25 protein-coding genes, 1 tRNA gene and 2 pseudogenes are annotated in these 25,608 nt (G+C 66.4%); 9 read left to right on the top strand and 19 right to left on the bottom strand.

What is annotated here, in order from left to right; translation table 11 throughout:
• The first annotated feature begins 104 nt into the window (after positions 1–104).
• The gene (locus MRBLWH7_RS09460) at positions 105–452 is read left to right on the top strand and encodes a hypothetical protein (protein WP_342001501.1); all 348 of its coding nucleotides are present in this window, start codon (positions 105–107) and stop codon (positions 450–452) included.
• A gap of 165 nt (positions 453–617) precedes the next feature.
• A complete protein-coding gene (locus tag MRBLWH7_RS09455; protein WP_342001993.1) occupies positions 618–1,466 on the top strand; it encodes a DUF808 domain-containing protein in 849 nt (282 codons plus the stop codon).
• Positions 1,467–1,546: 80 nt separating this feature from the next.
• Here the strand turns inward: MRBLWH7_RS09455 and MRBLWH7_RS09450 are convergent, their stop codons facing one another.
• The 7 genes and pseudogenes from MRBLWH7_RS09450 to MRBLWH7_RS09420 form a co-directional block, all read right to left on the bottom strand.
• Complete coding sequence (locus tag MRBLWH7_RS09450) at positions 1,547–1,954, bottom strand: hypothetical protein (protein WP_342001500.1); 408 nt, start codon at positions 1,952–1,954, stop codon at positions 1,547–1,549.
• A 6-nt stretch (positions 1,955–1,960) separates the two neighbouring features.
• Positions 1,961–2,104, bottom strand: a complete 144-nt coding sequence (locus MRBLWH7_RS09445) for a hypothetical protein (RefSeq protein ID WP_342001498.1) — start codon at positions 2,102–2,104, stop codon at positions 1,961–1,963.
• A 394-nt stretch (positions 2,105–2,498) separates the two neighbouring features.
• Positions 2,499–2,738, bottom strand: a complete 240-nt coding sequence (locus tag MRBLWH7_RS09440; protein ID WP_342001496.1) for a toxin — start codon at positions 2,736–2,738, stop codon at positions 2,499–2,501.
• A complete protein-coding gene (locus MRBLWH7_RS09435; RefSeq protein WP_342001991.1) occupies positions 2,735–2,986 on the bottom strand; it encodes a ribbon-helix-helix protein, CopG family in 252 nt (83 codons plus the stop codon). Before MRBLWH7_RS09435 ends, MRBLWH7_RS09440 begins: the two co-directional genes overlap by 4 nt.
• 92 nt (positions 2,987–3,078) lie before the next feature.
• Positions 3,079–3,458 (bottom strand): annotated as a pseudogene (locus tag MRBLWH7_RS09430) (recombinase family protein).
• Positions 3,459–3,650: 192 nt separating this feature from the next.
• Positions 3,651–6,056 (bottom strand): phosphoenolpyruvate synthase, encoded by a 2,406-nt coding sequence (gene ppsA / locus MRBLWH7_RS09425; protein WP_342001494.1) that lies wholly within the window; start codon positions 6,054–6,056, stop codon positions 3,651–3,653.
• Between the two features lie 48 nt (positions 6,057–6,104).
• On the bottom strand, positions 6,105–6,935 hold the full coding sequence (locus MRBLWH7_RS09420) for a pyruvate, water dikinase regulatory protein (protein ID WP_342001492.1): 831 nt from the start codon (positions 6,933–6,935) through the stop codon (positions 6,105–6,107).
• Positions 6,936–8,216: 1,281 nt separating this feature from the next.
• Between MRBLWH7_RS09420 and MRBLWH7_RS09415 the strand changes: the two genes are divergently transcribed.
• Entirely contained in the window at positions 8,217–9,020 is an 804-nt protein-coding gene (locus MRBLWH7_RS09415; RefSeq protein ID WP_342001490.1) for a nuclease-related domain-containing protein, read from the top strand.
• A 227-nt stretch (positions 9,021–9,247) separates the two neighbouring features.
• Here the strand turns inward: MRBLWH7_RS09415 and MRBLWH7_RS09410 are convergent, their stop codons facing one another.
• Together MRBLWH7_RS09410 and MRBLWH7_RS09405 are read right to left on the bottom strand one after the other, a co-directional pair.
• Positions 9,248–9,436 (bottom strand): hypothetical protein, encoded by a 189-nt coding sequence (locus MRBLWH7_RS09410; RefSeq protein WP_342001488.1) that lies wholly within the window; start codon positions 9,434–9,436, stop codon positions 9,248–9,250.
• A 208-nt stretch (positions 9,437–9,644) separates the two neighbouring features.
• Positions 9,645–10,211, bottom strand: coding sequence for a hypothetical protein (locus tag MRBLWH7_RS09405; protein ID WP_342001486.1), 567 nt, complete (start codon positions 10,209–10,211; stop codon positions 9,645–9,647).
• A 411-nt stretch (positions 10,212–10,622) separates the two neighbouring features.
• On the opposite strand from MRBLWH7_RS09405, the gene MRBLWH7_RS09400 reads away from it, so the two are divergent.
• A complete protein-coding gene (locus tag MRBLWH7_RS09400; protein ID WP_342001484.1) occupies positions 10,623–13,922 on the top strand; it encodes a BTAD domain-containing putative transcriptional regulator in 3,300 nt (1,099 codons plus the stop codon).
• A gap of 658 nt (positions 13,923–14,580) precedes the next feature.
• Here MRBLWH7_RS09400 and MRBLWH7_RS09395 read toward each other — a convergent pair.
• From MRBLWH7_RS09395 to MRBLWH7_RS09375, 5 genes are all read right to left on the bottom strand, one after another.
• Positions 14,581–15,486 (bottom strand): hypothetical protein, encoded by a 906-nt coding sequence (locus MRBLWH7_RS09395; protein WP_342001482.1) that lies wholly within the window; start codon positions 15,484–15,486, stop codon positions 14,581–14,583.
• A 285-nt stretch (positions 15,487–15,771) separates the two neighbouring features.
• Entirely contained in the window at positions 15,772–16,302 is a 531-nt protein-coding gene (locus MRBLWH7_RS09390; RefSeq protein WP_342001480.1) for a hypothetical protein, read from the bottom strand.
• A 241-nt stretch (positions 16,303–16,543) separates the two neighbouring features.
• Complete coding sequence (locus MRBLWH7_RS09385; RefSeq protein WP_342001478.1) at positions 16,544–16,960, bottom strand: hypothetical protein; 417 nt, start codon at positions 16,958–16,960, stop codon at positions 16,544–16,546.
• A gap of 669 nt (positions 16,961–17,629) precedes the next feature.
• Positions 17,630–18,034, bottom strand: coding sequence for a DUF4259 domain-containing protein (locus MRBLWH7_RS09380; RefSeq protein ID WP_342001476.1), 405 nt, complete (start codon positions 18,032–18,034; stop codon positions 17,630–17,632).
• 444 nt (positions 18,035–18,478) lie between these two features.
• The gene (locus tag MRBLWH7_RS09375) at positions 18,479–18,883 is read right to left on the bottom strand and encodes a hypothetical protein (protein WP_342001474.1); all 405 of its coding nucleotides are present in this window, start codon (positions 18,881–18,883) and stop codon (positions 18,479–18,481) included.
• Between the two features lie 480 nt (positions 18,884–19,363).
• On the opposite strand from MRBLWH7_RS09375, the gene MRBLWH7_RS09370 reads away from it, so the two are divergent.
• Together MRBLWH7_RS09370 and MRBLWH7_RS09365 are read left to right on the top strand one after the other, a co-directional pair.
• Complete coding sequence (locus tag MRBLWH7_RS09370; protein ID WP_342001472.1) at positions 19,364–19,798, top strand: hypothetical protein; 435 nt, start codon at positions 19,364–19,366, stop codon at positions 19,796–19,798.
• Between the two features lie 456 nt (positions 19,799–20,254).
• Entirely contained in the window at positions 20,255–20,761 is a 507-nt protein-coding gene (locus tag MRBLWH7_RS09365) for a hypothetical protein (RefSeq protein WP_342001471.1), read from the top strand.
• Positions 20,762–21,376: 615 nt separating this feature from the next.
• Here MRBLWH7_RS09365 and MRBLWH7_RS09360 read toward each other — a convergent pair.
• Together MRBLWH7_RS09360 and MRBLWH7_RS09355 are read right to left on the bottom strand one after the other, a co-directional pair.
• Positions 21,377–21,790, bottom strand: coding sequence for a hypothetical protein (locus tag MRBLWH7_RS09360; RefSeq protein ID WP_342001469.1), 414 nt, complete (start codon positions 21,788–21,790; stop codon positions 21,377–21,379).
• A gap of 252 nt (positions 21,791–22,042) precedes the next feature.
• Positions 22,043–22,252 carry a hypothetical protein gene (locus tag MRBLWH7_RS09355; RefSeq protein ID WP_342001467.1) on the bottom strand — a complete coding sequence of 70 codons (210 nt, stop codon included), beginning with the start codon at positions 22,250–22,252 and terminating at the stop codon, positions 22,043–22,045.
• Between the two features lie 239 nt (positions 22,253–22,491).
• Between MRBLWH7_RS09355 and MRBLWH7_RS09350 the strand changes: the two genes are divergently transcribed.
• The gene (locus MRBLWH7_RS09350; protein WP_342001465.1) at positions 22,492–22,710 is read left to right on the top strand and encodes a hypothetical protein; all 219 of its coding nucleotides are present in this window, start codon (positions 22,492–22,494) and stop codon (positions 22,708–22,710) included.
• A 308-nt stretch (positions 22,711–23,018) separates the two neighbouring features.
• On the opposite strand, the gene MRBLWH7_RS09345 is transcribed toward MRBLWH7_RS09350, so the two are convergent.
• On the bottom strand, positions 23,019–23,189 hold the full coding sequence (locus MRBLWH7_RS09345) for a hypothetical protein (protein ID WP_342001464.1): 171 nt from the start codon (positions 23,187–23,189) through the stop codon (positions 23,019–23,021).
• A gap of 140 nt (positions 23,190–23,329) precedes the next feature.
• On the opposite strand from MRBLWH7_RS09345, the pseudogene MRBLWH7_RS09340 reads away from it, so the two are divergent.
• Positions 23,330–23,867: pseudogene (locus MRBLWH7_RS09340) on the top strand (recombinase family protein); the annotation flags it as partial.
• A gap of 451 nt (positions 23,868–24,318) precedes the next feature.
• Here the strand turns inward: MRBLWH7_RS09340 and MRBLWH7_RS09335 are convergent.
• A tRNA-Met gene (locus tag MRBLWH7_RS09335) sits at positions 24,319–24,394 on the bottom strand.
• A gap of 228 nt (positions 24,395–24,622) precedes the next feature.
• Positions 24,623–24,991 (bottom strand): VOC family protein, encoded by a 369-nt coding sequence (locus MRBLWH7_RS09330; RefSeq protein ID WP_342001463.1) that lies wholly within the window; start codon positions 24,989–24,991, stop codon positions 24,623–24,625.
• A gap of 54 nt (positions 24,992–25,045) precedes the next feature.
• On the opposite strand from MRBLWH7_RS09330, the gene MRBLWH7_RS09325 reads away from it, so the two are divergent.
• The gene (locus MRBLWH7_RS09325; protein ID WP_342001462.1) at positions 25,046–25,522 is read left to right on the top strand and encodes a MarR family transcriptional regulator; all 477 of its coding nucleotides are present in this window, start codon (positions 25,046–25,048) and stop codon (positions 25,520–25,522) included.
• Positions 25,523–25,608: the final 86 nt, after the last annotated feature.

Genomic DNA, 25,608 nt, shown 5'->3' with positions numbered 1-25,608 from the left:
CAGGCGCTCGGGAAGCCGTCGCAAGGCGGGTGTGGATGCGGCCGACCTCGACATTCTGCGGTGGTGCTTCAACTATGCGCTTGACAGCAGGCGGGGCCACAAGAGTGCACACCATCGACCGTGAACGAGCCGCCGATGAGAGGCCAGTCGGCTTCGAGAAGGCAGAGGACGCCGGTGACGTGTGGCGGTTCGTCGCCGAGAGCCGCGGCGACTCGCTGAACCTGAGACTGCAGGCTCTGCACCAGCTTCGTCCCATCGCGGCCGCCGATGCGGAGCGATTCGACACGAGTCCGGAACAGAAGATCTTCAGCGCCACCACAACTGTCACCATCGGCCCCATCGCGCTCCGAGGCCTTGGGTTGGCCAGATGGGCGTCGAAAGGTGACCTCGGCAGCCCACGATCGCGGCAAAATGAGCGCTCCCGCGAAGCCGACTTGGTTCCCCATGGTTAGAGCATCGCAGTGGGCCGGTCATGCGTTCGGGCCGTGGCGCCTGAAAGCTCAGGGAGTGGTCGCCTGAACGCAACCCGTTTGTCGAGGCGGCGAGGCTGCATTAGCGTGCATGAAGTCCGATCGGCGCGCGCCCGCGCGTCGGAGGTCCAGCGCGGAGGTTTGAGCATGTCGGTCGGTTTGCTCGCAGTCGTGGACGACATCCTCACCGCCGCCGTCAAAGCCAGCGCGAAGACCGCCGGCGTGGTGATCGATGACGCGGCCGTCACTCCGCAGTACGTGCAGGGAGTCACTCCCGCACGCGAGTTGCCGATTGTGGGGAAGATCGCACTCGGAAGTCTGGTCAACAAATTCATCATCATCATCCCCCTCGCTCTGCTGCTCACCGCGTTCGCACCGTGGGTGCTGCCGTGGCTGCTCATTGTGGGAGGCTCGTACCTCTGTTTCGAAGGCGCTGAGAAGGTCATGGAGTGGTTCGGAGCCCACCATGGACCCGGTCAGGACGAACCGCGGGACGAACGCAGGCTCGTGTTCGGTGCGATCCGCACAGACCTCATCCTGAGCACGGAGATCATGCTGATCGCGCTGGCAAGTCTCGACCGTGATTTCGGGTTGTGGATGACGTTCGGCGTTCTGTCCGTGATCGCTCTCGCTATGACGCTGCTCGTGTACGGCGCCGTTGCGCTGCTGGTGAAGATCGACGACGTCGGACTAGGAATGGCGCAGAGTTCGGTCGGCCGGGTTCGCGCCACCGGTGAGTGGATCGTGCGCTCCATGCCCACGGTGTTCCGCATCATCAGCGTTATCGGCACGGTGGCCATGCTCTGGGTCGGCGGCCATTTGGTGATCGCGAATCTGGCGCAGACCTTCTGGGCGGGCCCGTACAATCTGCTGCACGCCGCCACGCATGCGGTGGAATCGCTCGGGCCGGTTGTGGTGTGGATCGTCGACACAGCGCTCTCGGGCTTGTTCGGCCTGGCGCTCGGACTGATCATCGCGGGGATCGTATCGCGGTGATGAGAGTTCTGAAGCGCAAGGCGCCAGTTGACCCTCCGCATTGACGGAGGACTGTGGGCCAGGCCGAAACTTTGACCGTCTCAATCGTTCGATCGCGCTGAGCTCGGCGAAGGGTCCGTGGACATGGTGGGCGGCACACCGGCAGATCGGCTCAAAGGGAGCACCGGTCTGAACGGGATCGACGTCGCGAGACCGAGCGCCAGGATGGAGCCCAGTGCAAGTGTTCCCGCCCATGCGCCGCGCGGATCGGTGAACGAGATCCGCCCCTCGCTGATTACCGGGGTGAAGGCCACCAGGGCGACCGCCGCCAGAGCTGAGAAGACGCCGATGACGACGCGGCGCCAGGTGCGTCCCCGGCCGCCGAGGCCGTAACCGAGGCCGATGGCGATGAGCGCGACGGCCATCCCGGCCGTGCCGATGCCCTGCGAGAGCGCTGCGAGGGTCCCCGGCACCGTGAGGGGAAGGAGGCCCAGGATGAGCGGCGACAAGGCGAGCTACCGCCAGTGCAGCCGACCGCCCGTGCGCCGGATTTGGTCCGCCCAGCCCAGCAGCCCGCCGACGACTCCTGCGCCGCCGAGCACGGCGACGAAGGTCGCGTACCAGCCGAACGTAGACTCCGGGCCTGCGATCTCCGCCATGAAGGCCCGGAAACCGGCGGCCCAGGTGACACCGAGGAGCGCGCCAGGAGGATACTCAGCTCTGCCGGGCGCGGTAGATCTGGGGCAGAGCTGGAGTCGGCATCGATCTGCACGCTGTCCATCTCACGCGCTCCCCTTTCGCCCTGGAGCTGTCAAGCAATGCGCGCAACTGCGCCTTGGCAATAGTGTCCCGCAGCAACACTCGTCGGCACAGGGTTCGGCCCGACGATCATCGCCCTCGTCGATTCTGGCGACATTCTCGCGAGCACGAGCATCCCACGCTCGTCGCCTCACCCAGTCGTTCGCACGGTAGCCGGTCCGCGTGCGTGCAATGCCCGGTTGGGGGCCGTGACGGGCTCTCGGCGGCCGGTGCGACGTTGGTGTCGGCGGGATCTCAGGGCAGGAGGTTGAGCATCTTTGGGCGCGCCTTCATGGCGTGGATCACGAGCTCGTTGCCGCTGTCGAAGACGAGGACGACGGTCTCGAGCAGGCGCCCTTGTGTGTCGAAGCCGAGTCGCAGCTGGCGCGCGGGAGAGTCTTCGTCGAGGTCTTCAATCCATAGTGGCCAGGAGGCCGCTTGCCGGATGTCGTCTGGCGCGATTCCGTCCTTGAGGGCGGCGTCGTGGATGTTCACGCCGCGTACGCGGCGATCGCCTCGCGGATCAACTCCGATCGTGACTTGTGTTCTCGGGCGGCACGGGCGTCAAGGGCGGCGAGTTCGTCGGCGGTCAGACGGAGCGCGACCACTTGTGCGGGCTCCGCTCCCCGCCCTGGGCGTCCGCGTCCGCGGCGCTTGAGAGCGTCTACGTCGTAGCCGGCTTCGGCCTCGTTTGCCCATGCCGTGATCTGCTCGGACTCACTCCAGGCTTTCGCGCAGTGAATGGGTCACTCGGATCGCGCCGCGGCCGCGGCCGCGGGCCGCGGGCCGCTGGCCGCTGCGACGGCAGCGGCTGTAGCCGCGGCATTGGCAGGTGTCAGAAGACATGTACGCCGCAGGCGGCGAGGAATGCCACGCGCCGGCGCTGGAGTTCGCGGTAGACGGTGGCGCGCGAGACGTTGAACAACTCGGACAGTTTGGGCTGCTTGCCTTTCAGATGTCCTTTCGCGCGGGCCACGGCCATCCCCGCACCGACCGGGCGAGCCGATCAAGCTTCGTCACGACGAGGGTGTCCCCTTCCCGAACCGCGGCAAGCGCCTCTCTCAATCCGGGCCGTGCGCGGTTCGTGCCCGTTAGCCTGTGATCGACGTAGATGTTCGAATCGAGAACCCCGAGTCCCAGCAGCGCATCCCGCTGTGACGTGAGGTCCTGATCGGCGGTGGAGACTCTGGCATAGCCAATCTGTATTCCATTCATGCCGCGAGCGTGCTCCTCGCAGCGCGCAGGCGCACCCGGGATGGATCCGCATTCGGGCATCGCCCGCACGAGGCCCATAGCGAGCGGGCATGGGAGCGCGCGACCGCGATCGCTATGCGTGTCTCTGCCAGTAGGCCTATCCGGTCATTACCCCAACGCTGCCGCTATTAAGGCGCTTCTTCTCGCCGACCGTCACACGGCGCTCCCGTCGGCCGGCAGTCCGATTGGTGCGCCGCCGGCGAGCCGGAGCCACGTGTCGACGACGGTGTCGGGGTTGAGCGACACCGACTCGATGCCCTGGTCGACGAGCCATGCGGCGAGGTCGGGGTGGTCGCTTGGGCCCTGGCCGCAGATGCCGATGTACTTGCCCTGCCGGCGGCAGGCTTCGATCGCCATCGACAGGAGCTTGAGCACTGCCGGGTCGCGTTCGTCGAACGTGCTCGCCACGAGGGCGCTGTCGCGGTCCAGGCCGAGGGTCAGCTGCGTCATGTCGTTCGAGCCGATCGAGAATCCGTCGAAGAACTCAAGGTAGTCGTCGGCGAGCAGCGCGTTGGTCGGTAGTTCACACATCATCACGACCTTGAGGTCGTTCTCGCCACGGCGCAGCCCGTTCTGCGCGAGGAGTTCGGCGACTGAGTGACCTTCGGCCACGGTGCGCACAAACGGCACCATGATCTGGACGTTCGCGAGCCCCATCTCGTCGCGCACGAACTTCAGCGCCTCGCACTCCATGTCGAAGCACTCGCGGAAGTCGGGCGAGATGTACCGCGAGGCGCCGCGGTAGCCGAGCATGGGGTTCTCCTCGTGCGGCTCGTACAGCTCGCCGCCGATCAGGTTGGCGTACTCGTTCGACTTGAAGTCGCTCATCCGCACGATTACCGGCTCAGGATGGAACGCCGCCGCGATCGTCGCGACGCCCTCGACGACGCGCTGCACGAAGTAGTCGCGCGGCGACGGGTACGCCGCGATGCGCTCGTCGACCTCGTCGCGCAGCCCGGCGGGCAGCGTGTCGTGCTCCAGGAGCGCGCGGGGGTGGATGCCGATCTGCCGGTTGATGATGAACTCCAGGCGCGCCAGCCCGACGCCGCGGTGGGGGAGGCGCGAGAACGAGAAGGCCTGGTCGGGGGTACCGACGTTCATCATGATCTTGACCGGAGCCTCCGGCATCCGATCCAGGTACGTTTCCTCCTCGGCGAAGTCGAGGATCCCGTCGTACACGAAGCCGGTGTCGCCCTCGGCGCACGAAACGGTGATGGCCTGGCCGTCGCGCAGGGTGCGGGTCGCGTCGCCCGCACCGACGACGGCAGGGATGCCGAGCTCGCGCGCGATGATCGCGGCGTGACATGTGCGGCCGCCGCGATTGGTGACGATCGCCGCGGCGCGCTTCATGATCGGCTCCCAGTCTGGATCGGTCATGTCGGCGACAAGCACATCGCCGGTCTGGAACTCGGCCATCTGCGCGATATCGGTGAGCACGCGCACGGGGCCCGCGCCGATCCGCTGCCCGATCGCGCGGCCCGCCGTGACGACCGTACCGCGCTCGTGCAGCCGGAACCGGCGGATGACATTCGCGGACGTGCGCGAGACGACGGTCTCGGGACGGGCCTGGAGGATGTATAGGTTGCCGTCGACGCCGTCCTTGCCCCACTCGATGTCCATCGGGCGGCCGTAGTGCTCCTCGATCACGAGCGCGTGGCGCGCGAGCTCCTCGAGCTCGGCATCGGTGATGGAGAAATGAATGCGCTCCGCATGCGGGACATCGACGAACGCGGTGCTCGAACCGGCCTCGCGACTGTCGGTGTATCGCATCGCGATGGCCTTCTCGCCGACGGAGCGCTTGAGGACCGCGGGCCGGCCGGCGCGCAGCGCGGGCTTGGAGACGTAGAACTCGTCAGGGTTCACGGCGCCCTGCACGACGGCTTCGCCGAGCCCGTACGAGCTCGTCACGAAGACGGCGCCGTCGAACCCGGACTCGGTGTCGACCGTGAACATGACGCCGGAGGCGCCGACATCCGACCGCACCATCCGCTGCACACCTGCGGAGAGCGCGACCTCGTCGTGGTCGAAGCCGTGGTGCGCGCGGTACGCGATCGCGCGGTCGTTGTAGAGCGAGGCGTAGACCTGCCGGATCGCGGTGAGCACGTTGTCGATGCCGCCGACGTTGAGGAACGTCTCCTGCTGGCCGGCGAACGACGCGTCCGGAAGGTCCTCGGCCGTCGCCGAGGAGCGCACCGCCCACGTGACGGTCTCGGGCTCGGCATCCGTGGACACCAGGCTGTCGAAAGCGGAGCGGATGTCGCGCTCGAGGGCCTCGGGGAGCGGGTGCTCCTCGATCCATGACCGGATCTCGGTGCCCACGTGCGTGAGCCGGGTCACGTCGTCGACGTCCAGGCCCGCGATCGCGTCGCGGATGCGCCCGCGCAGGTCTTCGTGCGCGAGGAAGTCGCGATACGCGTCGGCGGTCGTCGCGAAGCCGCCGGGCACTCGCACGCCGAGATGCGAGAGGTTCGAGACCATCTCGCCGAGTGACGCGTTCTTGCCGCCCACCTGAGGCAGGTCGGTCATGCTGAGTTCGTGGAACCAGAGGATGCTGCTCATAGTGCTCTCCTTCGTGAGGGGATCAGGTCAGGTTGGATTGAGGGTGGATCACGCGCGGAGTCTGAGGGTTTGCAGGATCACGGCGGACATCTCCTCGACGCTCTTCGTCGAGGAGTTGAGGAACGGCACGCGGTTGCGTCGATAGAGGTCCTCGGCCCGGCGGAGTTCGAGGGTGCACTGCGCGAGGCTCGAATAGCGCGAGTCCGGTCGGCGCTCGTGCCGCACCTGGCTCAGGCGCAGCGGCGTGGTCGTGATGCCGAAGCAGCGCGCGGCGTAGGGGGCGACGAGGCGCGGCAGCCCGTCGGTCGGGAAGTCCTCGTCGGTCAGCGGGTAGTTCGCGACGAGGAGTCCGTACTGGAGGGCGAGGTACATCGTGGTCGGCGTCTTGCCGCAACGGCTCGGCGCGACGATGATCACGTCCGCGATGTCGAGCGCCCGCGAGCTCTGCCCGTCGTCGTGCTCGATCGCGTACTCGACGGCCCGCATGCGGGCGAAGTACTGCGTCGTGTCGCCGAGCGTGTGGAACTGGCCGAGCTGCTCGGATGCTGTCGTCCCCAGCGCACACTCCAGCTCCGTGAGGTGCCCGCCGAGCAGATCGATGATGGTGGCGGGTGCGGCCGCGAGCGTGCGGCTGACCGCGGCATCTTTGGTCGTTGTGAAGACGATCGGAGCGAGACCCGCGTCGGCGTCGCGCGCGATGTCGCGCACCACGTTCGCCGCGCCGTCCGGAGTGTCGACGAACGGGACGGTGTGCCGGACGAAGGCGAAGCCCGGGAAGTTCGCCAGCAGGGCGTTGCCCAAGGTTTCGGCCGTGATGCCCGTGCTGTCGGAGACGAAGTACGCCGAGCGACGCGAGGACGCGGCTCGTCCATCGGTCATCAGCGCCTGCATGCATTGACGCTACAGAGCTGATGCCCCGAACCTACGTGAACGTGAGAGTGAAAGATGGCCTGTTCTTGACATGGTGATATGTGTGCGATCCCTCGTCGCGCCTCCAGACGGCCGACATCGCTGAGTCAGGCGGCAAGGGCTCCGATGTCGCGGGAAGGGCGTCGATTACCCGATCGACTCCCAGATCGCGGCGAGTGTCCGCCCTGTGAGAAGATCCACGGTCGGATTTCTTACAGACGCTCGTGCCACTCCCGCGGCGGCTCTCCTCCGGCGCTAACTCATCCGCGAACCCAAAGTCGCGCGAGGTGCTTGAGCTGTGCGGGTTCCATGTCGTCGACACGCGATCCGTATGCGGGCATCGGCACGATAGGGACGTCCGTCGCGCATCCGCTCCGTCGCGAGCTCGAGCAGATCGAAGGCATCGGCCTGACTCGCGGCGATCCGGAGGGATCGCCGGCGCGCTCACGGGACGTTCCCGGGCCACGCCCACTTCGCGGGCTTGCCATGGTCGCGATCCGCGAACCCCTCGATGCCGAGAAAGTCTCCCGCAGACTCGCCCCGATGCCGTCGATGCCTTGTCCCCCGAAAGGGGGACACTTAGGGTGAGTGGAAGCGTGATGTGTCGGAGTCCTGGCGACTCACTCGACCACACGCTGAGCTGGGGAGTTCTGGGGCAGGGGACCGCTAACTTCGCCGCTAGCGCAGGGCGGTCCCTCGGACGTAACAGATTGTGGCTGAGACGTCCGAGGGACCTAAGCATCGCCCGACGCGTCACGCGTCCACTGGGGAGGGACCGACACTGGGGATGCCGTGCGACGCAACCAGACACGGGCTCCGCCTGCGCCCACCATATTGGTCCCAGACGACACCCTCCAAGCAATTCGGCATGTGAACGATTGACTCTTTGCTCAGTTCAACCCGTGACTTGTCCCGCGCACCGGACACGCCGACGTCGCCTCACGACTCCGGACTCGATGCGGACGGCGCGCACCTGGAGCTGAGAGAACTCCACGCGACTGCGATCCGTTTACGGACATTGCGCGATCGGGGGACGTTGCCGGTCGCGTGTATCCAGGTGCGGCGTCGTCACCCACCCTAGGCTGACCGCATGATCGACTTTCGGGAAGTCGTTGGGGACGGCTTCGCCACGGGATTCGGCATGCTGTGGGCAGCGCTCACGGCGAACCCGTGGATAGCTCTTCTGTTCGCGGGAATCGTCGTGGGGGCAGTCTGGCTCCAGCTCACCCCAGCCCGGCGGCGTCGGCGCCGATGACGACGAGAGACCCGACGGAACAGTTCGGAAGCACTCCTGCCGCTGCGGTGATCGCCGCCTGCCTACAGACCCAGTCCAGCGTTCCCACGCGATCAGGTGTCTCGCGTCTGTTCGGTCGATCGCCGCTCTCGGACGACTCGCGCCCCTGGTACCTCGGTGCACTCGGCGAACTGCAAGTCGCGCAACAGTTGGCCAAGCTCGGGGCCGGGTGGACCGTCCTGCACTCCGTCCCGATCGGAGAGCGTGGAAGCGATATCGATCACGTCGTCATCGGCACAGCGGGCGTCTTCACGATCGACACGAAGTTCCACGAGGATGCCCGCATCTGGGTCGGCAGCAAGCGACTGCTCGTCAGCGGCCAGAAGACCGACCACCTCCGCAACTCCCGGTTCGAGGCGCAGCGCGTCACACGAGCACTCACGGCGATCACGGGACTGCCGATCGACACTCGACCCGTAATCGTTCTGGTCGGGATCCGCAGCATCACAATTCGGGAGCGACCCGCAGACGTGGCGGTACTCCGTGACACTGAATTGGTCCGCTGGCTCAATCGCTGCCCCACCACACTCGATGCGGACGTGCGGGAGCGCCTCACCATCGCGTTGGGACAGCGGGATCACTGGGCTGCACCCTCTGTCCAGGCGCCAGAGGTCGACATTCAAGCGTTTGCCGCGCTTCGCCACGAGGTCGATAGCGCGCGTCGTGCGCGTGCGCTGTGGGTGATGACCATAATGGCCGGCTCCGTGGCAGTCGCCGCCACGCTCGCGGTCAACGCCTACTCATCGCTCCTCCGCGGATAGTCAGCACTGAGGTCGGTTCCCCGGAAGCCTCTCGCCAATAAGCCCGGGACCACCGTATTCGCACGCGATCCATATCCGGGCACTGCGCGAAAGAGGCGCGCGTGCGTGCGCTCGCTGGGCCGCGGAGGGCGACAGGCAAGCCGACCTGCGGGCAAGCGATGGACAGCCTCCCTCGCCACCGGGGACCGTATGGAACACGTCATGCTCGGCGCGACGACAGGGTCTCCTTAGCCTCCGTTGGGGACGCTCATCGCGAACAGGTAAAGAAGAGGATGGTCGACCGCGTGCGCCTCGTTCGCTTCGCCCGCGGTCTTGAGCTTTTCGAGCCACGAGGTGAGTGACAAGTCGAGCTGAGATTGGAGCACGTCGCGAGGTCCGTCGACCGGTGAGCCGGCGAATGATTCGGTCGTGGACACGATCGTCCTGGTCGCTGTTGTCTCGAAGATCTATTCGTGGATACCCATGATGCCGCGGGCTTCGCCGCCCACAGCACACGCGCGTTCGCGTCGATGGAGAACGAGCAAGGCCGCGCCGCACGCAACCGATCCATATCGTCAGCGCCCCGTGTACCCGTTACCGCCACTCGTCCCGCTCACGCCGCTGACGCCCACAACGGGTCCACCGTCACTCGTCGGGTCGGACGAACTCGATCGAGTCGAAGACGGCGCGTGCCTCTTCGATCAGCGCCGGATCCATCGATTCGTCGGATTGACCCAACGCGATCACGGCGCGCTCGCCGTTCAGGTCGACCACGAGGTAAGTTTCACGCTCGCCTTCCCTCGAGTAGACGCGACCATTGCAGTCCTGCGCCGACTCCGAGTAGACGCAGAACCTGCCGCCGTCGCAGTCGGTGAAGTCGACGTCGCTCTCGACGGCGTAATCGAACTCGACACCGGAGTAATCGCCCACCACGACCTTGACGGGAGGGGTGCTCACCGCCGACGCTTGCGCCGTCATCGCATCGACGAACGCCTCAGCCGTCGGGTCAATCTGGACGAGCTTGCCCCGCCAGGCGCATGCGTCCGCCGGCACATACTGCGCAGGGTAGAAAATCACTGTGGCATTCCATGAATCCGGGAGATCCGGATCGTCCTTGCCCACGCCCGCGCCGTCGTAGGTCGTCCAGCCGTCGGGGACCGTGATCTCGAAGGGCACCGTGTAGCCGGTCACGAGGTACGTGCCAGCGTCCATGACGCCGGTCTCCGGCGGGGGGTACGGTGTGACCGTGTCGGCCTCCGCGGTGGATGCGGGGGACGGCGCATCGACTGCAGTGCACGCAGTGAGGCCGAGGCACGCCACCACTGCGACGGCAATACCCACCCGCCGCGAGCGTGTCGCGTGAGCGGCGCGGAAGCGCCGGCTTGAAGTCCACATGTCCACGTCCTTTCGTTCGATCCCTGCAGCGCGATGGCTGCTCGATCAGTCAAGGACTCGTGTGTATCAGCAGGATAACGGCGATCATCGGGTGTGTATCGGCCCGGTATCAGCCGTCTTGACGGATGTCGGAGCCGGGCGCACAGTGGCCCCATGGAGGTGCGCGTTCTTGGAACGCTGACGCTCGACGACGGCCGGGTCCCACTGGCTCCGCGCGATCGTGCGGTGATGGCTGCGCTCACGGTTCGCCGGGGTGGGCCATTGTCCGCAGCATCCCTCGCAGCGGCGCTGTGGGGTGACGATCCGCCGGCTTCCTGGACGCATATCGTCCCGGGGTGCATCATGCGATTGCGGCGGCTTATCGCACCGGCCCAGATCGAGACCACTCCGCACGGCTACCGACTCGTCCCAGAGCACGTCGAGGTCGACGCCGAGCGGTTCGAGCGACTCGTCGAGCGGGGTACGCAGCAGTTGGAGCTGGGTGAGCCCGAACGCGCCGCGCACACGTTCTCGGAGGCGCTCGCGCTGTGGCGTGGCGAGCCCTTCGTCGAGCTCCCCGACTGGGAACCGGCCCAGATCGCGGCGGGTCGCCTGGCCGAGATGCTTCTCGGCGTCGAGGAGCTGCTCCTAGACGCACGGCTTCAGGCGGGCGAGGTTCAAGACGTCGCCGCGCTGGCGCGCGCCCGTGTCGCCGAGGCACCGCTGCGCGAGCGCCGTTGGGTGATCCTTGGCGTGGCGCAGTATCGTCAGGGTCGGCAAGCGGACGCGCTCGACACGGTGCGCCGCGCCCGGGGGCTGCTTGCAGCGGAACTCGGCCTCGACCCGTGTGCCGAGCTCGCGGCGCTGGAGCAGGCCATCCTCCGCCAAGATCCCTCGCTGCTGTCCGACCAGGTGTTCCGAGCCGCGAGCCCCGACTGTCCCTACTTCGGACTGCCCCCCGCGGGGGTGGGCGACGCAGAACGGTACTTCGGTCGCGAGCAGGAACTCGCCGGCGCAGTGCGGGTGCTCGAGCAGCACGGCGTGCTACTCGTCGCCGGCTCATCGGGGGTCGGCAAGTCCTCGTTCGTCAGGGCCGGGATCGGTGCGCAGTTCAATACGCGCGGAGTCCCGGCCGCGATCGTGACTCCGGGCGAGCATCCGATCGACGCTCTGCGCGACCTCGATCTCCCGGTCGGAGGGTCGCTGCTCATCGTGGATCAGTGCGAACAGGCATTCGCCGCGGATGACCCCGCCGAGATCCGTGAGTTCTTCGACGCGCTGTCGCAGATGGTGTTCCGCGGCATGCTCGTCGTCGCGATCCGTGCGGACCGGCTCGGAGACCTGGCCGAGCACCAAGGATTCGCACAGATCATCCAGTCTCACATGCTGATGCTCACCACGCTGAGCCCCGACGGACTGCGGACCGTGATCGAAGAGCCCGCAGAGCAGGCCGGGCTCATCCTGGAGCCGGGCCTGGTGGAGATCCTCCTCCGCGACGCCGACGGGCGAACACTGCCGCTGCTCTCCCACGCCCTGCGTCAAGTGTGGTCACGTCGTGAGGGCCGCGTCATGACCGTCGAGGCGTACCGGGCATCCGGCGAGATCGACGGTGCCGTCGCGAAGACCGCAGAGGAGGTGTTCGCCGCGCTCTCGCCGGACGGCGAGCGGCTGTTGCGCGACATCCTCCTCCGTCTGGTCGAGGCCTCCACGGACGGCGCGGTCGTCGCTCGCCGGGTGGAGCGTACCCGGATCGCGATCGACGACGCCCATGCGCGGATCATCGATCAGCTGGTCGACGCGCGGCTGCTCACCACCGATCAGGATTCCGTGCAGCTCTCGCACGAAGCGCTCGCCCGGGAGTGGCCCCGGCTCAAGGACTGGCTCGCCGATGACGTCGAAGGCCAGCGAATCATGAGACACCTCGGTGCCGCAGCTGGCGCCTGGGAATCCATGGCACGCCCCGCGAGCGAGCTCTATCGCGGCGGCCGACTGACGACGGCCCAACACTGGAGGGAGGCGGTCGATCCCGCACTCACCGCAGTCGAACAAGAGTTCCTCGATGCCTCCTCGGCGAATGAGACCGCGGCACTCGCGGCCGCGCAGAATCAGCTGCGCAAAGAGCGCCGAATGGTGCGGCGACTATCCTGGGTATCCGCCGGCGCAGCGGTTCTCGCGATCGCCACGGTTACGGCGAGCCTCATCGCGGGAGTCCAGGCGAACCTCGCAGCGGAGCGTGACACGGTCGCCGAGGCACGGCGCGTCGCCGCACTCGCGCTCGAGGAACCGGACTTCGACCGCGCGCTGCTGCTCGCCGTCGAAGCGATCGGGCTCTGGGACGATTCCGAGGCACGCGTCAACCTGGTACGCGTCATCTCACGAGCACCCCGACTGACGAGCATCATCCGGATGCCGGAGGACGGAGTGGTCCCATTGAGTATGTCGCTCGCGGAGGACGGGGCTCGGGCATCGGTGATCGACAGCGACCACGATGTGCGCCTGTTCGATCTCGACGACCGATCGCAGCTCACTGAATACTCGCCGTTCTTCAAAACAGTGGGAACGTCGGCGATAGACCCCATCACTGGGTCCGTCGCGTTCAGCGAGACATCCGACACCTGCACCGAGGTCCGCTGCGACTTCCGCCGGATAGCAACCCTTTCCGTCGGCGACGCGGGCCGCTCGGGCGTGACGACCTACAAGGGCCTCGGTAGGACGGCGGCAGACGTCGAGTACTCGGCGGACGGCTCCCTCTTCGCAGCCCTTGCCGCGTCCACGGGACTCCAGTCGCCCGGGCGCGTCGCCATCTGGCGAGCCGGCGGGGGAGATCCCGTGCTCCTGGATCTGAATGTCAGCGGATTCGATCCACAGCGCGGCTTGGAGGCCGGAGCGGTGAAGTTCTCGCCGGACGGCTCGCGACTGTACGCCAGCGGATTCGGCCCGACCATCGTGATCGACACGGCGTCAGGCGAGGAGCTGCGTCGCATCCCCGGAAACGGGATACTCGCGGTCAGTCCGGACGGCCATCGGATCGCCGTGAGAGATGGCTCGTTGGCGGTGCGCATCGTCGACCCCTCCGGGGTAGCACCACCCACCACCGTCCCGCTCTCATTCTTTCCCTCAGTGGCCGACTTCAGCCCCGACAGCCATCAACTCGCCATCGCCGCCGACAACGTCGTCGTGGTCGCGAGCACCGGCACGGGCGTCATCGCCGAGATGCTCCGCGACCATGACGGCGCGGTGATCGCAGTCGAGTTCCGGACCAACGGCGAGCTGGTCACAGCCGGTGCAGACGGCGCGATCATCACGTGGGATCTCGGCGACTGGTCGGCTAGTTTCCGCACCGAACAGTTCGACCGGCCGAACGCATCCGTCGAGCTCGATGAACGAACCGTTGCACTCGAGAAGTCAGACGGGACCACGCAGGTCACCGTCGCCAACCCCGCGGAATGGGAGGAACGCGCGTGTCAGGTCGCGGGACGAGTGCTGACCGAGCAGGAGTGGGGAGAGCTCCTCGGGGCTCGGCCGTACTCCCCGGCATGCCGCGAATGACCACGGATGCGACTTCAGAACGCCTTTGGGCTCGCGTGGATCACCCCCCCGTGTTCGGAGGCGGGCTCGCACGCGAAAGGCGATCTCACCGCCGAACCTACTGTGGGTTGGTCTCCCACGGTAGGTGCCCGGCGGCGGCCCCGTATACGGCGGTTCGGGAAGGCGGATGCCCGGCCGTTGCCTGAGGGGCGAGAACCTCACCGTGTTGCGACAAGGCGACGGCACTGACAGTCAAGAGAGCCCACCAAGAGCAACCCGACCGCGCAGTCGAAGATGCCAAGTTGGAATCCGCGGAAGAACGGGACGTCGCCTCACCTCTATCGATGGAGGAGTCCTCGGTTCGCGCTGGGATCGGGGACTCCTGCCTCTGGAGTCACGGGGCCGCTGGGACTCGACGGCGCACGACCCGGGGGCGAACAGCGGATCCCCTACGCGCGACAGCGAGCTGACTGATGGGCGTCGACCCAGTTGCGCAGCTACCCGCTCGGGATCCCCATGCGTGCCTCGCGCGGTAAGGGGTGGTGGTGTGCGCCTTCGAGGATGCCTGGGGATCGAGCTGGACTGTAGCCTCCGGTGCGGGTGGACATCGTCGACGGGGCGGTGGTCGAGCGACACGAGGGTCAGGATTTCCTCCCGACCCCCGTGATGTTCGTCTCGATTATCGGATGGCGACGAAGACCTTGTCGGCGATCACGCCGGGACGGACAGCGATGACGCCGTCAGCTGGGGTCGGCACCTGGATGGCCACGTTGCCGGTCGCCGACGCGCCGCTGTACAGCGTGCTCAGGCTGTCGATCGCCCCGGGCGCCACGACGATCTTGTCGAGGGCGTTGACAGTGACGCCGTCTGCGGTGACGTACTCCACGCCGACGGACGCAGGAATCTGGCCCTCCGAATCGGTGCCCGTGTAGGTCGCCGTGTAGTTCACGAGGATGTACTCCGTGCCGGCGTCCGGCGCCTCGTTGAACGAGTTCTCAGCGAGGATCTGGTCATGCGCACCGAGGGTGACCGAGTTGATGACGACCGTCCACTCGCCACCCTCGATAGTCGAGCCCAGCGGCGCCGGGTTCTCGCGGGTGCCAACCTCGGCGGCGGGCTCCTCCGCAGGCTCCTCAGCCGAACCTTCCTCGACGATGGACGTGTCGTCGCCGGTGCTGATCTCAGTGTCGGTCCGGGCGAAGCTGTCGTTGAACGCCGCGGCGACCACCGAGAAGAACACGATGATTCCCACGATGGTGCCGACGACCGCGACGATGATCGCGGTCAGGCCGGGCCACTTCGCCCTGCCCTTGAAGAAGACGGAGATGAGCCCGAGCAGGAAGCCGATGGGCAGCAGGACCCATCCGACGATGAGCGCACCGGGGATGCAGGCGAAGATGAAGCCCACTGCGGCGATGCCCAGGCCGACCAGGCCCAGGATGTTGCGCTGCGGCTTCTGCTGCTCTGGGGCGGGCCAGGGCTGGGGTGCGTTGGGGTAGCCGGGCTGGTGCGGGGGAGTCGCGTACGCGGGCTGCTGCGGTGCAGCCTGCTGTGGAAGGAGAGGGGGCTGTGTTGCGTCGGTCATGTGTTTCTCTCGGTGATCGTGCCAGGGCGGCAGGTGTAGCTGGGCGTACAAGCAATACCGGGAGGTGCCGACACAGCGCTGCAGGGCGAGCGGACGCGACAGGTCGGAACCCCCAGATGACGACCCTGACGCGCTTCCATGCAGCGCGTCAGACGTGAGCATAGTGGGGCTAGACGCATCCAACCAACGGTGTGTCCCATAAACGAAAACACCGTGCACAGGGACACTGCGGCGCCGAACTCCAGGGCCGTTTCACCCGTGTCGACGGCGCTCCAAGAATGGTCACTAGAACGCCGAGGCGCCGAGCGTCTCGATGATCCTGAGATGCCGTGCCATTACGTTGCCAGCCACCTCGTTCACATCGATTTCAGCTCGCGCCTCGGCAATTGCTGCCGCCGGCCAGCGGACGATGAGCTCGAGCCTGTGCGCAGCGGGCAAGCCCCACAACCAGAGCCCGGGACTGGATGCCATCGACGACGGGCCACCGCCGCCCCCGGGACGCGTCGACATCACCGAGAGCCCGTCCGGCATCTCACCCCAGGCGCGGGGATGGTGAAAGGGCGAGAACGCCACAACCTCTCGCCCACCATCAAGCGCGACTGCGTATGTCAGCGCCCGGTTCCCGCCAGGACCTTCGGGCGTACCCGGCCGTCCGAAGAAGATCTCCCGTACTCGCTCCCAGCCGGCGTCATCCTCGTCCTGCCGTCTCGCATGCAGTTGCAACTGCACCTCCAGCCCCGTGGAGTAGGCGTGTGCCCCCACGAGTGCGACCGCAAAGGTCGCAGTGGAGACGATGACCTCCGAGACGGCCAGCACAGCCGGCAGCTCGTCATTCGTTGGCCCCCACCATGCCGGCGGTCGGTCAGACGTATCGGGAGCGCTCGGGTCACGCCGCATCCACCCAGCCGACCACAGTTGCTAGCTCTCAGGCAATGCCCTGACGTGGGTCCGCGGACGGGCAACGTGAGACGGTCTCCTGAGCGCTCAGGAACCAGCAGCGCTTGTTCGATCGTGTCTCCGCGTCCGCGGGCACCGTCGCCTGGCTCGCCGACTGATGCTAGCCCTCGAGCAGCGCTGCGAGCGCGGCCAGGTCGCGCTCCAGGCTGTGCTGAACCCCGTCAGACATTCCCCGTGCCAGCTGCGCTTCGCCTGGCCCATCGAGCCATGCAGACAGTGTGACCTCGGTGCCGTCGAGCCCTTCGACGGCCTCGTGGTGCACGGTCAACTCCGCCCCATCGAGTTCGGTGGTGTCGGCATAGACGAAGCCCGGCCCCACCGTCGTGACGCGGAACGGTGACTCTTGACCGCCGACCGCTTTCAGGACTCCGCGGGCGCCCACGCCGAAGGGCTCTGACAGCTTGAAGTACTCCATGCTCGGCGCCCACTCGGGGTGTGTTTCGATAGCGCACCAGCGCTCGAAGAACAGCGCGGCCGAGGCACTTGATGTGCGGCGGGTTCGGGCAATCTCGATCACGAATCGACGCTAGCGCTAACCTCCGACAGTGAAGCGGCCGAGCTTTTGCCGCTCTCATCCGATCGTTGGTGTCGGTTGCGGGTCGCTCGGCGGGCGCAATGGCAACCGTCGCATGCGAGCCGGCTCAGCGACCGCGATCCCGGAAGGCACGAGGTTGGGCTACGCGAGGCGCCGTCCTCGATCTCGCAACTGGTCAGGCGTCCGGGTCTGCCGACTCTCGAGTTGATTGCTCCCGCTCCCGTGCGCTTCGGCGCACCAACGATGTCAGGTGGCGGACCGCAAGAATCTCCGCGACGAGAATGATTGGCATCAGGAGGACCAGGGCGGGTAGGACGTCGGCGAGGGATTGCCATCCCCACTTTGACCCGTACCAGACCTGCGCGGACAAGTCGCCGCCGGCTTGGATGACGTTCCACGCGAAGATGCTCGGAGTCGCGACGAGGCCAAATCCGAGGAACAGCACCAAGTAGACGGCGCCCCAAGGCACTTGTACCCGACCCTGCATTCAGCCCCTCCTCGCTCCGACCAAACGCTAACACCGCGCTGGTGCTCGTCGAGAAGATAGCTGCGCGGTTGTCGGTCCATCACGGCGCAGAGATCGGCGCCGAGCCCGAGATCTGTCGCGGTGAGTGGGTTTCGTGCGAATCGGATCGCTTTCCGAGTCCGCGACTACATCCGTGTGAGCGCGGATACGAGGCGCGAGTTCGCGTCGTGCCACTCCTGCGCGTCACCCTCGGCCCAAAGCTCAGCAAGTTCTCCCTCCGGCGAACTTGCGATGGCGACAGCCCGCAAAGCAGCCTTCGTTAGTCGCCCCGAAGGTTTGCGGGCCCGGCCGACAAACGCTTCAACGCTCTCGGTGTAGGCGTCGGTCTGCGTAGGGCGGCCGAGGCCGTGGGCAACGACCTCGGCGGCCGCAATTGCGATGCACGCGGTGTCGGCGTCGAGTAATTCCTTACTCCGCAGCGCCTCACGGAGCGCATCCCTCACGACATTCCAACGCTTCTGTTCATCGAGCTCCCACGCGAAGTCGGCAGCCACATCGTTGCCGAACGGTTCACCACTCCAAGTCCCCATGCAGGGAGAGTAGCGATAGCTGCCTCCCGCGATGCTCTCCTGTGGATAACATCGCCCGCAGTACGGATCTCGGGTGTTGCCGGCGACCCAAAGTGACAAGGGCTGAGCCGTCGATGATGACGTGCGGTAGCCGGTCGGCCACCGTGCAGTTAGCCGCCAACGCGGAACAAGGGCATGCCGAGCGCGACCCCAACCGAGATGGCCAAACCAAGGAACGACAGGGCGAGCAGAGCACAGCCTCCACAACCCACCCAGCGGAGGATCAGTCGGGTCTGGCGCCGGTCACCGTCATTGATCGCCACTCGCAAAGGGTATGCGGTCATACGGGGATTGAAGCGCTACCAGCGTCGCTAGAGGGGCCACGTCCGTGCGCTCTTCGCCATCCGTGAACCCTATCGATGCCTCAGGTCACGAGACCGGGGGACCACGCGATTCGTTGATCCCCTATGGATAGGTAATCACGGTGACGCTCTCGCTGAGCTGCTCGCGCACTCCGTCGCCGACTTGCTGCTCGGGGAACTTGAAGGTCCCAGCTTCGATGCGGGTGCCGCTCTCGAGCTCGATACCCACTCCTGCGCCGGCGCCGCAACCCATCTGCAGCCATTCCTCGTCATGGACCTGGATCACACAGAGGGTGTCGTTGCTCCCTCGGGCAATGTAGAGCTCTATGCCCTCAACCTCGCCTACGAACCGGGTGGTCTTGGCGTCGATGTCCGGCTCCGACGATGTCTCAGCAAGAATGTCGCGGTCGCTCTGCTGCGCCTCAAACTCTGGGACCACCGTCGGTGCACATGCCGTCAGGAGCCAAGCCGTGGACAACAGCAGAAGCACCTTCGCCGACGATCGCATGGCCGCACGATATCAACTCCACCCGCGGTCCGTCGCGAGGCGCGATTAACGGTCCTTAACCGCTCGGCTCACAGAAGCGGCACCGCCGGCGTGTTTGCGGCACATGATCCTCCGACGGGCGGTCAAGCATGTGGTGGTTGCTCGTCCTCGTGCCCGCGGGCCCACGCGGGCGCGAGCACGTCGGCTCCGGTCCTCACCGCAAACCCGCCCGCGTTCAAGCCTCCGGTGCTCGTTGAGGCACCCCCTGCCCCCGCGTCCGCGGCTCAGCACCAATTGAACGCCGACACGAGACCCGGGCTTCGCTCTGCGCCGGGCTAAGCCAATACGCTGAGATCCCCCGCCGCGCCGTTGCGCGAAAGATCGCCTCGAGCCATCGGAAAGCGAGTCCCTCGGATGAGAACACCTGGCCAGAGTGTGGTCACAACCCACCGGCGCACGACCCTTTCGCTGCGCTGTGCTTTGGCGGCTGGGGTCGTCGCGATGATCGCCAGCGCCGCCGGCTGTGCCGCTCTAACGCCAACAGACACCGCGCCCGACACCGCGTCGACAGCCATCGCAACACCGTCGGCCGCGGAGCACATGGTCACGGATGCGGAATCGTGCGCAGCCTTCGGAGACGTTCTCACCATCCTGCACAATGCGATGGTCGGCCTCACCGAGGAGCGGATGACGCAGCAGGAGTACGACGGATGGCTGCGGCTTGCAACACGGGTTCTCGATCGCGTCCCTACAAGTGGCAAAGGGGCTGTCAGCGATGCGATCGCCGCGCTGAAGGAGGCGGCTCCACCGCTTCCTCAAGGCGCCATGGGATCTACGACTCTCGGCACCCCAGAGTTGTACAACGGTGCGTCGCTCGCGGATGCTTGCTCTGCCGCAGGAGCGGAGCTCGCGGCCGAGGGCTTCACCGGCGGATGAGCGCCGCACCGTGCGGATCCGACCTTCGCCTCCCGGTCGTCCACCGTGCTGATTCGAGGGTGAGGAACGGAATTTGAACCCGTTACTCACTCGACCGCATGCCGGTCCACTTCCGTGCGGACGAGCTTCGCCGGCAGCGCGACGAACGAGTACGGGACCGCTGAGGTGCATGCGGCGGCGATGCGGCGTTCTCGCCATCGACTGGCGGAAGGCTCACTCCGCTCGGGCCATGCACACGCTTGTCCGATTACGCGCCTTGGCCGGGCAGGTTGTTGCTAGCGTCGCTCAGGTATGGATGTCACGAGTTCGCCGACTGCCGCTACGCACCCCGGTGGGGCGCGCAAGGGCGCCGGCAGTCCCGCTGTTGCGGTGATCCTCTGCAGCGGAGTGCTTGCGCTCTTCCTCGGTTCCAGTGCGCTCTGGCTCGTTCGCGAGCAACTGCACATCAGGTGCAGCATGGGGCAGCCCGGCTCGGAGGGCGCCGATACCTGGACGTGCATCGACGGGGTGGGCTATCTCGGCGTCGCGGTCGCGCTCGGCGCCATGTGGCTTCTCGCGGTCCTTCTCGGATCCTTGACCGCCGGGCTGGTCCGCCACGATCGAGCGGCACGTGTACTTCTCGTGCTTCTCGCGGCCGCCTCGGCGGTGTGGATCCTCAGCCTCACCCGATACGGGTCCAGCGAGCTCGTCGACGACGTGTTCGCCCCGATGCCAGGCGAGCAGTACTGGCTGTACGCGGCCGGACCGGCTGCCGTTGCCAGCGGAGTCAGCCTCACGATCGCCATTGTTGCCCTGTTCCTCCGCGGCCGCCTGGCCGTGATCCTGTCAACGGCCGCCGCGGTCGGCCTCGTCCTCGCGAGCCTCCTGCAACCGGGGCTGAGCATCAACACGTTGCCCGCGGCCGGGCTACTCGCCGCAGCGGCCATCCGAGCGAGGGCAGCAGCACTGCTACGACAAGCTTGATCGACGTCCGTACGCCAGTCGGCCAACGCGCGGCGTCTACCTCGTCGCGGTTACTCGTCATCTTCATCCAGGTAGACCGTTGCGTAGAGGTCGACACCGAGCGCCGAGATCCTGCCGGCCAGGTCCACTGGGAGAACGAACCCGCCCTGGGTCGAGTCTGAATCCATCGACCACCAAATCCGGGCATCGCAGTCCTTCGGCAAGTCCGTGACCCGCCCAAATGCCGGACCGCTGCGCATGAGAAGCGCTCGGAGGGCTCGCGTACCGGTTTGGTCGTCGCCGGTGTTGTCGAGAGAGTCGACATCGAGCGACCAGACGTGGTTCGCGCGGATGCGACCGGATCGGCCCACGGTGCCTTTGTGTTCGACCCTGGTCGGCGAGAGTGCAAGCGTCTCCGATATGGCAGCGGGCTCCGTGTCGGTGGAAGCACAACCAACGACGCTCGGCCGGACTGAATCATGAGCCGAGCATAGATGCCGCCGCCCACCCATCCCGCGGCACGCAAAACCGGTCCTGTGCAGAGCGGTGATGCGTGCCGGACCATGCACGCGCATACGGCCTCAACGGCCGCCGCATGCGCGTTCATGAGGTCACCGTTGGCCCGGTGGATCGCGCCTACTTCCCAGCTGTCTCCTCGTGGCGGTCTGCGAACGCGTAGTGTTCCCGCCACACCGTGGCTTCGGTTCCATCAACCCATTCCACTGTCAGTGGCGGGCCATCGGGGTAGACGAATTGACCTGCCAACAGTTCGGTTCTGACCTCATCCTGGTGCTCCCAGCCGTCATCCCAGCCGTCAGGATGTCGTCTCGGCCAGTCGGCCGTCATCTCGAAAAACCACTCGACGAACTCATGCGGGTCAACCAAGAGCGCCCGCCGACCAAGCCGGCGAACCTCCGTCCGCCGCACGTCAACTCGGGTCGATAGATAACCGACGAAAGCCGTGTCGGAGTACACCCGGGCAAGGCCCATCCGAAGCGGGTCTAGCCCCGCGTCGGGCTCGGGGTCAGGCCCCACAATCCTTCGGCTCACGCTTCATTATGGTCCGGTCGTGCCTGAGGGGTGGGAGGTCGGCCAAGGTGCGGACGGGGGTCCTTCGTCGAGCATGTCCCCGGTGCCGAAACGCGGAGCCGCTTACGCCCAGGACCCCGCGCGCCAGGCGGTCGCTGTCCGGGCGGCGGGGAACGGGTGCAGGTCGGGGGCCAGATAGTTCGCAACCGTAGATTCGCTGACGCGCCCAGACGGTGCGGCCGCATGACCACCAACCCGCTTGTGTCATGCGGCTTATCGAGCCACGGTCACCGAAATGACTATCCAAATCGTGATGAGAATGAGTGCGGTGATCCCAATGGTCAAGAGCGCCGAGAACCAAAGGTTGATGATGCGCCGCTTCTCGGCGGTGATCTTGTCGCTCTTCCTCCATCGGTCGACGAAGAGCGCCGCGCCGATGAACAACACGAGCCCGATGATGATTAGCAGCGGAAAGGCATCCACCCGATCCTCCTGTTGGTTTGCGACAGACTATATGGAACTCGCCTGCGCGCCATCTCCTTTGGCGTGCGTTCGCCAGACAAAGCGGCCAGGTCGGAAGCGCGCGTCGTTTGCGAACTTGCTCGAGCCAGTCGACATGCACGTTGTCAGCTGAGGGCGGGTGGCGGCTGTGACGGAAGCTCGGCGGGATTGTACGGGGGTCCGTCAGCGGGCGAGGTGCGACGGAGTGAGATCATGGCGTCGTGACCGAACCAGTGCGATTCGTCGTCGACGGTGAGGAGTTCGACGTTGTGAGAGATGACAACTCAATCCACCACACCTGGGTTAGCGGCCCGAACGCGAGCTACGGATTCTCGATAGGAGGATCGAGCGCCACAGCCTTCACAGACGAGCAGATCCGCTCCGAGATCCGCGCGTTCCTGTCTGAGATCGACCCGCGCACGGGCTACCTGGCCGAGTGAGGATCCTCGACCGCGCCGACGGCGGCCGAGTAGCGGGACTTGAACCCGTAGCCTCCTCGTTCGGTGGAGGGTCCCTTGTCGGTCGGCTGGATAGAGCGTTCAGACCCAATTGATCGGTGTCGGCGCCAGTCACCTCCCAGGTGCGCGCGGTACTCTGGGCAGGATAGGCGAACTTCTCATTCGTCTCGCCCCGGCTGTGTGGTAACAGTCGGGGCTTCTTCTTTGTGTGGATGACTCGATTCCATCCGCGCTAGCCTCAAGCCCTGTCCTGCGAGGCATCCTCCTTCGACGGAGGTCTGAGGCCGACGCTAGCTCGACGCCGACCGGAGAGCCCTAGCGGTGTAGTAGTCGACCGTCCCGTTGGCGTCCTCGACACCGAAGACCCACTTGCCGGACGGAGTTGCCCGGACGTCGATCACAGTGCCGCGTGCGCCCTGGGTGAAGACGTCGTCTCCAGGTTTGAACGCGTTGTCGGTCATGCGGCCGAGCATACGCGGGCGAACGGGAGCGAATGCGTCGGCGCGACTGCCGGTCGTTCAGCGCACGTCGGTCGGTCCACGGCGGAGCACAAGGGCACCTGCACTGAAGGTGGCCGATTGCGCCGGAGGACGCTGGGGACATGGGTGGAATACAGATTGGCTACTCCAGGGTCTCGACCACCGATCAAGACCTCACTGCCCAGCGAGACGCTCTCCTGCGGGTGGGTGTTCGAGACGCACACATCTATGTGGATCACGGAATGACCGGTACGAACCGCGCCCGACCGGGGCTGCGGGAAGCTCTCGCCGCGGTGCGCGGTGGGGACACTCTCGTCGTCACCAAACTCGATCGGCTCGCTCGATCGCTCAGGGATGCGGGGCATCGCGGATGAGCTCACCACGAAGGGAGTAGCGCTCAGTCCCGGCGGAAGCCGCTATGACCCCACCGATCCCGTCGGGCGGCTGATGTTTAACGTGCTCGCCATGGTCGCCGAGTTCGAAGGAGATCTCATCAGCATGCGAACGAAGGAAGGGATGGCCGTCGCGCGTGCGAAGGGGAGACTGAAGGGAAAGCAGCCCAAGCTCTCCAAAGCCCAGCGCAAGCTCCTCTTCGAAATCTACGACCGAGGCGAGTACTCCCAGACCGAGATCGCCGAACTGTTCGGGGTACCGCGCAACTGTCTACCGCGAGCTCCTGCACCGCCGCGAGATGTACCTCGCTTTCTGCGAGGCACACGTCTTCTAACCGCGAACGCGCCCGGTTGCGGTCCGTCACTGCGCGGACGCCGGTCGCGCGGCGCCAGGTCGGCTCTGCGAGACCGCAGCTTTCTGCAAATGAAGAGCGAGACGCTCGTTTACCCTGCCCGCTGGTCCGCGCGGGTGCGGAACGCCAAACGTGCCTTGCGCGGGGCGCCGGTGAGGCACGGGGATCACGCCTCTTCCTGCACCGGCGAGTGGCAGGAGCGCGTGGCGGTCCGGTTCCGAGCGCTGAGCGAGTTGCTGCCGCTCGGTCGCGCGGGAGCGGCGAGGTCGTTCTGCAGCTGTGTCCAAGTTGTGTCGAGACCGGCGGCAGCCGTGACGCCGAGGGGCGCGATGCCAGCGTTTCCAAGGGGACGCGGTCCTCCCGGATTGGACGCGGCGAGGGGAGTCGAACCCGCAACGCTGCCGGGTATGAGCCGGTGCCCGGGACCGCCCGGATCGCCGCGATGTCACCACGCTAGACGCCGCGTGGGTGGTCCGCGTGTGAGTGTCTGAGCGTGTCGGGTCATGACGAGATGTGACGCGGCGCGAGCCGCGTCACGGCGGCAGTCGCGGCATCCGTCAGTGTGGCTCCTCGGCCATCGGGTGGGGCGGGAATCAACGATCCTCAACTGCGGGACGATCGACGCGACGATGGAACGAGTCGGGTCTGAACGGTCCGACTTCGTCATGTTCTACGCCTGGTCATGGATCGTGACGTGGTAGCCGTCAAGGTCTGCGAAGGTGAACGTGCGGCCGAACGGGCCGTCGATGGGCGCCGACACGATCGTGTGGCCTGCGTCGGCGAGAGCGTCGTGGATCGACTGCGCGTCGGTCGCGTGGAGCCAGATCGCTGCGCCGATGCCCGGGCGAGTGGCCGACACGAGGTCGGTTCCCGGCGTGATATCGCGCAGGGCGAATGTGATCGGAACCGTGTCGAAGACGACGGCGTGAGGCGGTCCCGCCGGTGAGTGCACGAGGCCGAGGTACTGCTCGTAGAACGCCTGCGACGCATCGAGGTCGCGGACCTGCAGGGAGACGAAATCGGGACCGGTGACCGGCATGCTTTACTCCTGAATGTCAAACAACTGACAACTACCCTATGTCAGACTTCTGACATGAGTCAAGATGTGATCGACCTCGAAACATCCCTCGGCTACCTGCTGAAAGAGGCATCCAGCGCACTCCGTTCGGCCATGGAGGCTGTGCTGCGGCCCCTCGGGATGACGGTGACCCACTACTCCTGCCTCGAACTGCTGGCACAGCGACCGGGCTTGTCGAACTCCGAGCTTGCGCGAGGAGCGTTCGTGACGCGCCAGTCGATGAACGTGCTGCTGCAATCCCTCGAGCAGGACGGATCCGTCACGAGACCAGTGGAGGCGAGAGTGGGGAGGGTGCTGCCTGCGGAGCTCACCGCACTCGGCCGGCAGCGTCTGGACGAGGCGAGCACCGCCGTCCGATCGGTTGAGGCCAAGATGCTGCGGGCGATGACGCCGCAAGAGCAAGATGTGGCGCGGTCCGCGCTGAGAAGCATGGTCGCCTCGCTGACCGGTAGCGCGGGTACGGGACAGGAGACGACGAGAGCCGCGCACTAGAGCTCCTCGCGCCTGCACCACGCCTCGCCGCGGCACCGCAGCAGCGGCAACTACCGGCTCCGCATGCTCCTCGCGCCGACGGCCTA

Source organism: Microbacterium sp. LWH7-1.2, assembly GCF_038397755.1.
Taxonomy (GTDB): Bacteria; Actinomycetota; Actinomycetes; order Actinomycetales; family Microbacteriaceae; genus Microbacterium.
The sequence above is the reverse complement of the archived record's forward strand: the minus strand, read 5'-3'. Positions and strand labels throughout refer to the sequence as shown.

Coding starts and splice junctions, on each gene's coding strand:
- MRBLWH7_RS09345 (WP_342001464.1), bottom strand. CDS start 23,189: ATGACCGACAACGCGTTCAAACCTGGAGACGACGTCTTCACCCAGGGC.
- ppsA (WP_342001494.1), bottom strand. CDS start 6,056: ATGAGCAGCATCCTCTGGTTCCACGAACTCAGCATGACCGACCTGCCT.
- MRBLWH7_RS09380 (WP_342001476.1), bottom strand. CDS start 18,034: ATGGGGACTTGGAGTGGTGAACCGTTCGGCAACGATGTGGCTGCCGAC.
- MRBLWH7_RS09375 (WP_342001474.1), bottom strand. CDS start 18,883: ATGCGATCGTCGGCGAAGGTGCTTCTGCTGTTGTCCACGGCTTGGCTC.
- MRBLWH7_RS09445 (WP_342001498.1), bottom strand. CDS start 2,104: ATGGCGGAGATCGCAGGCCCGGAGTCTACGTTCGGCTGGTACGCGACC.
- MRBLWH7_RS09370 (WP_342001472.1), top strand. CDS start 19,364: ATGATCGCCAGCGCCGCCGGCTGTGCCGCTCTAACGCCAACAGACACC.
- MRBLWH7_RS09400 (WP_342001484.1), top strand. CDS start 10,623: ATGGCTGCGCTCACGGTTCGCCGGGGTGGGCCATTGTCCGCAGCATCC.
- MRBLWH7_RS09415 (WP_342001490.1), top strand. CDS start 8,217: ATGACGACGAGAGACCCGACGGAACAGTTCGGAAGCACTCCTGCCGCT.
- MRBLWH7_RS09330 (WP_342001463.1), bottom strand. CDS start 24,991: ATGCCGGTCACCGGTCCCGATTTCGTCTCCCTGCAGGTCCGCGACCTC.
- MRBLWH7_RS09395 (WP_342001482.1), bottom strand. CDS start 15,486: ATGACCGACGCAACACAGCCCCCTCTCCTTCCACAGCAGGCTGCACCG.
- MRBLWH7_RS09420 (WP_342001492.1), bottom strand. CDS start 6,935: ATGACCGATGGACGAGCCGCGTCCTCGCGTCGCTCGGCGTACTTCGTC.
- MRBLWH7_RS09455 (WP_342001993.1), top strand. CDS start 618: ATGTCGGTCGGTTTGCTCGCAGTCGTGGACGACATCCTCACCGCCGCC.
- MRBLWH7_RS09405 (WP_342001486.1), bottom strand. CDS start 10,211: ATGGACGCTGGCACGTACCTCGTGACCGGCTACACGGTGCCCTTCGAG.
- MRBLWH7_RS09365 (WP_342001471.1), top strand. CDS start 20,255: ATGGGGCAGCCCGGCTCGGAGGGCGCCGATACCTGGACGTGCATCGAC.
- MRBLWH7_RS09325 (WP_342001462.1), top strand. CDS start 25,046: ATGAGTCAAGATGTGATCGACCTCGAAACATCCCTCGGCTACCTGCTG.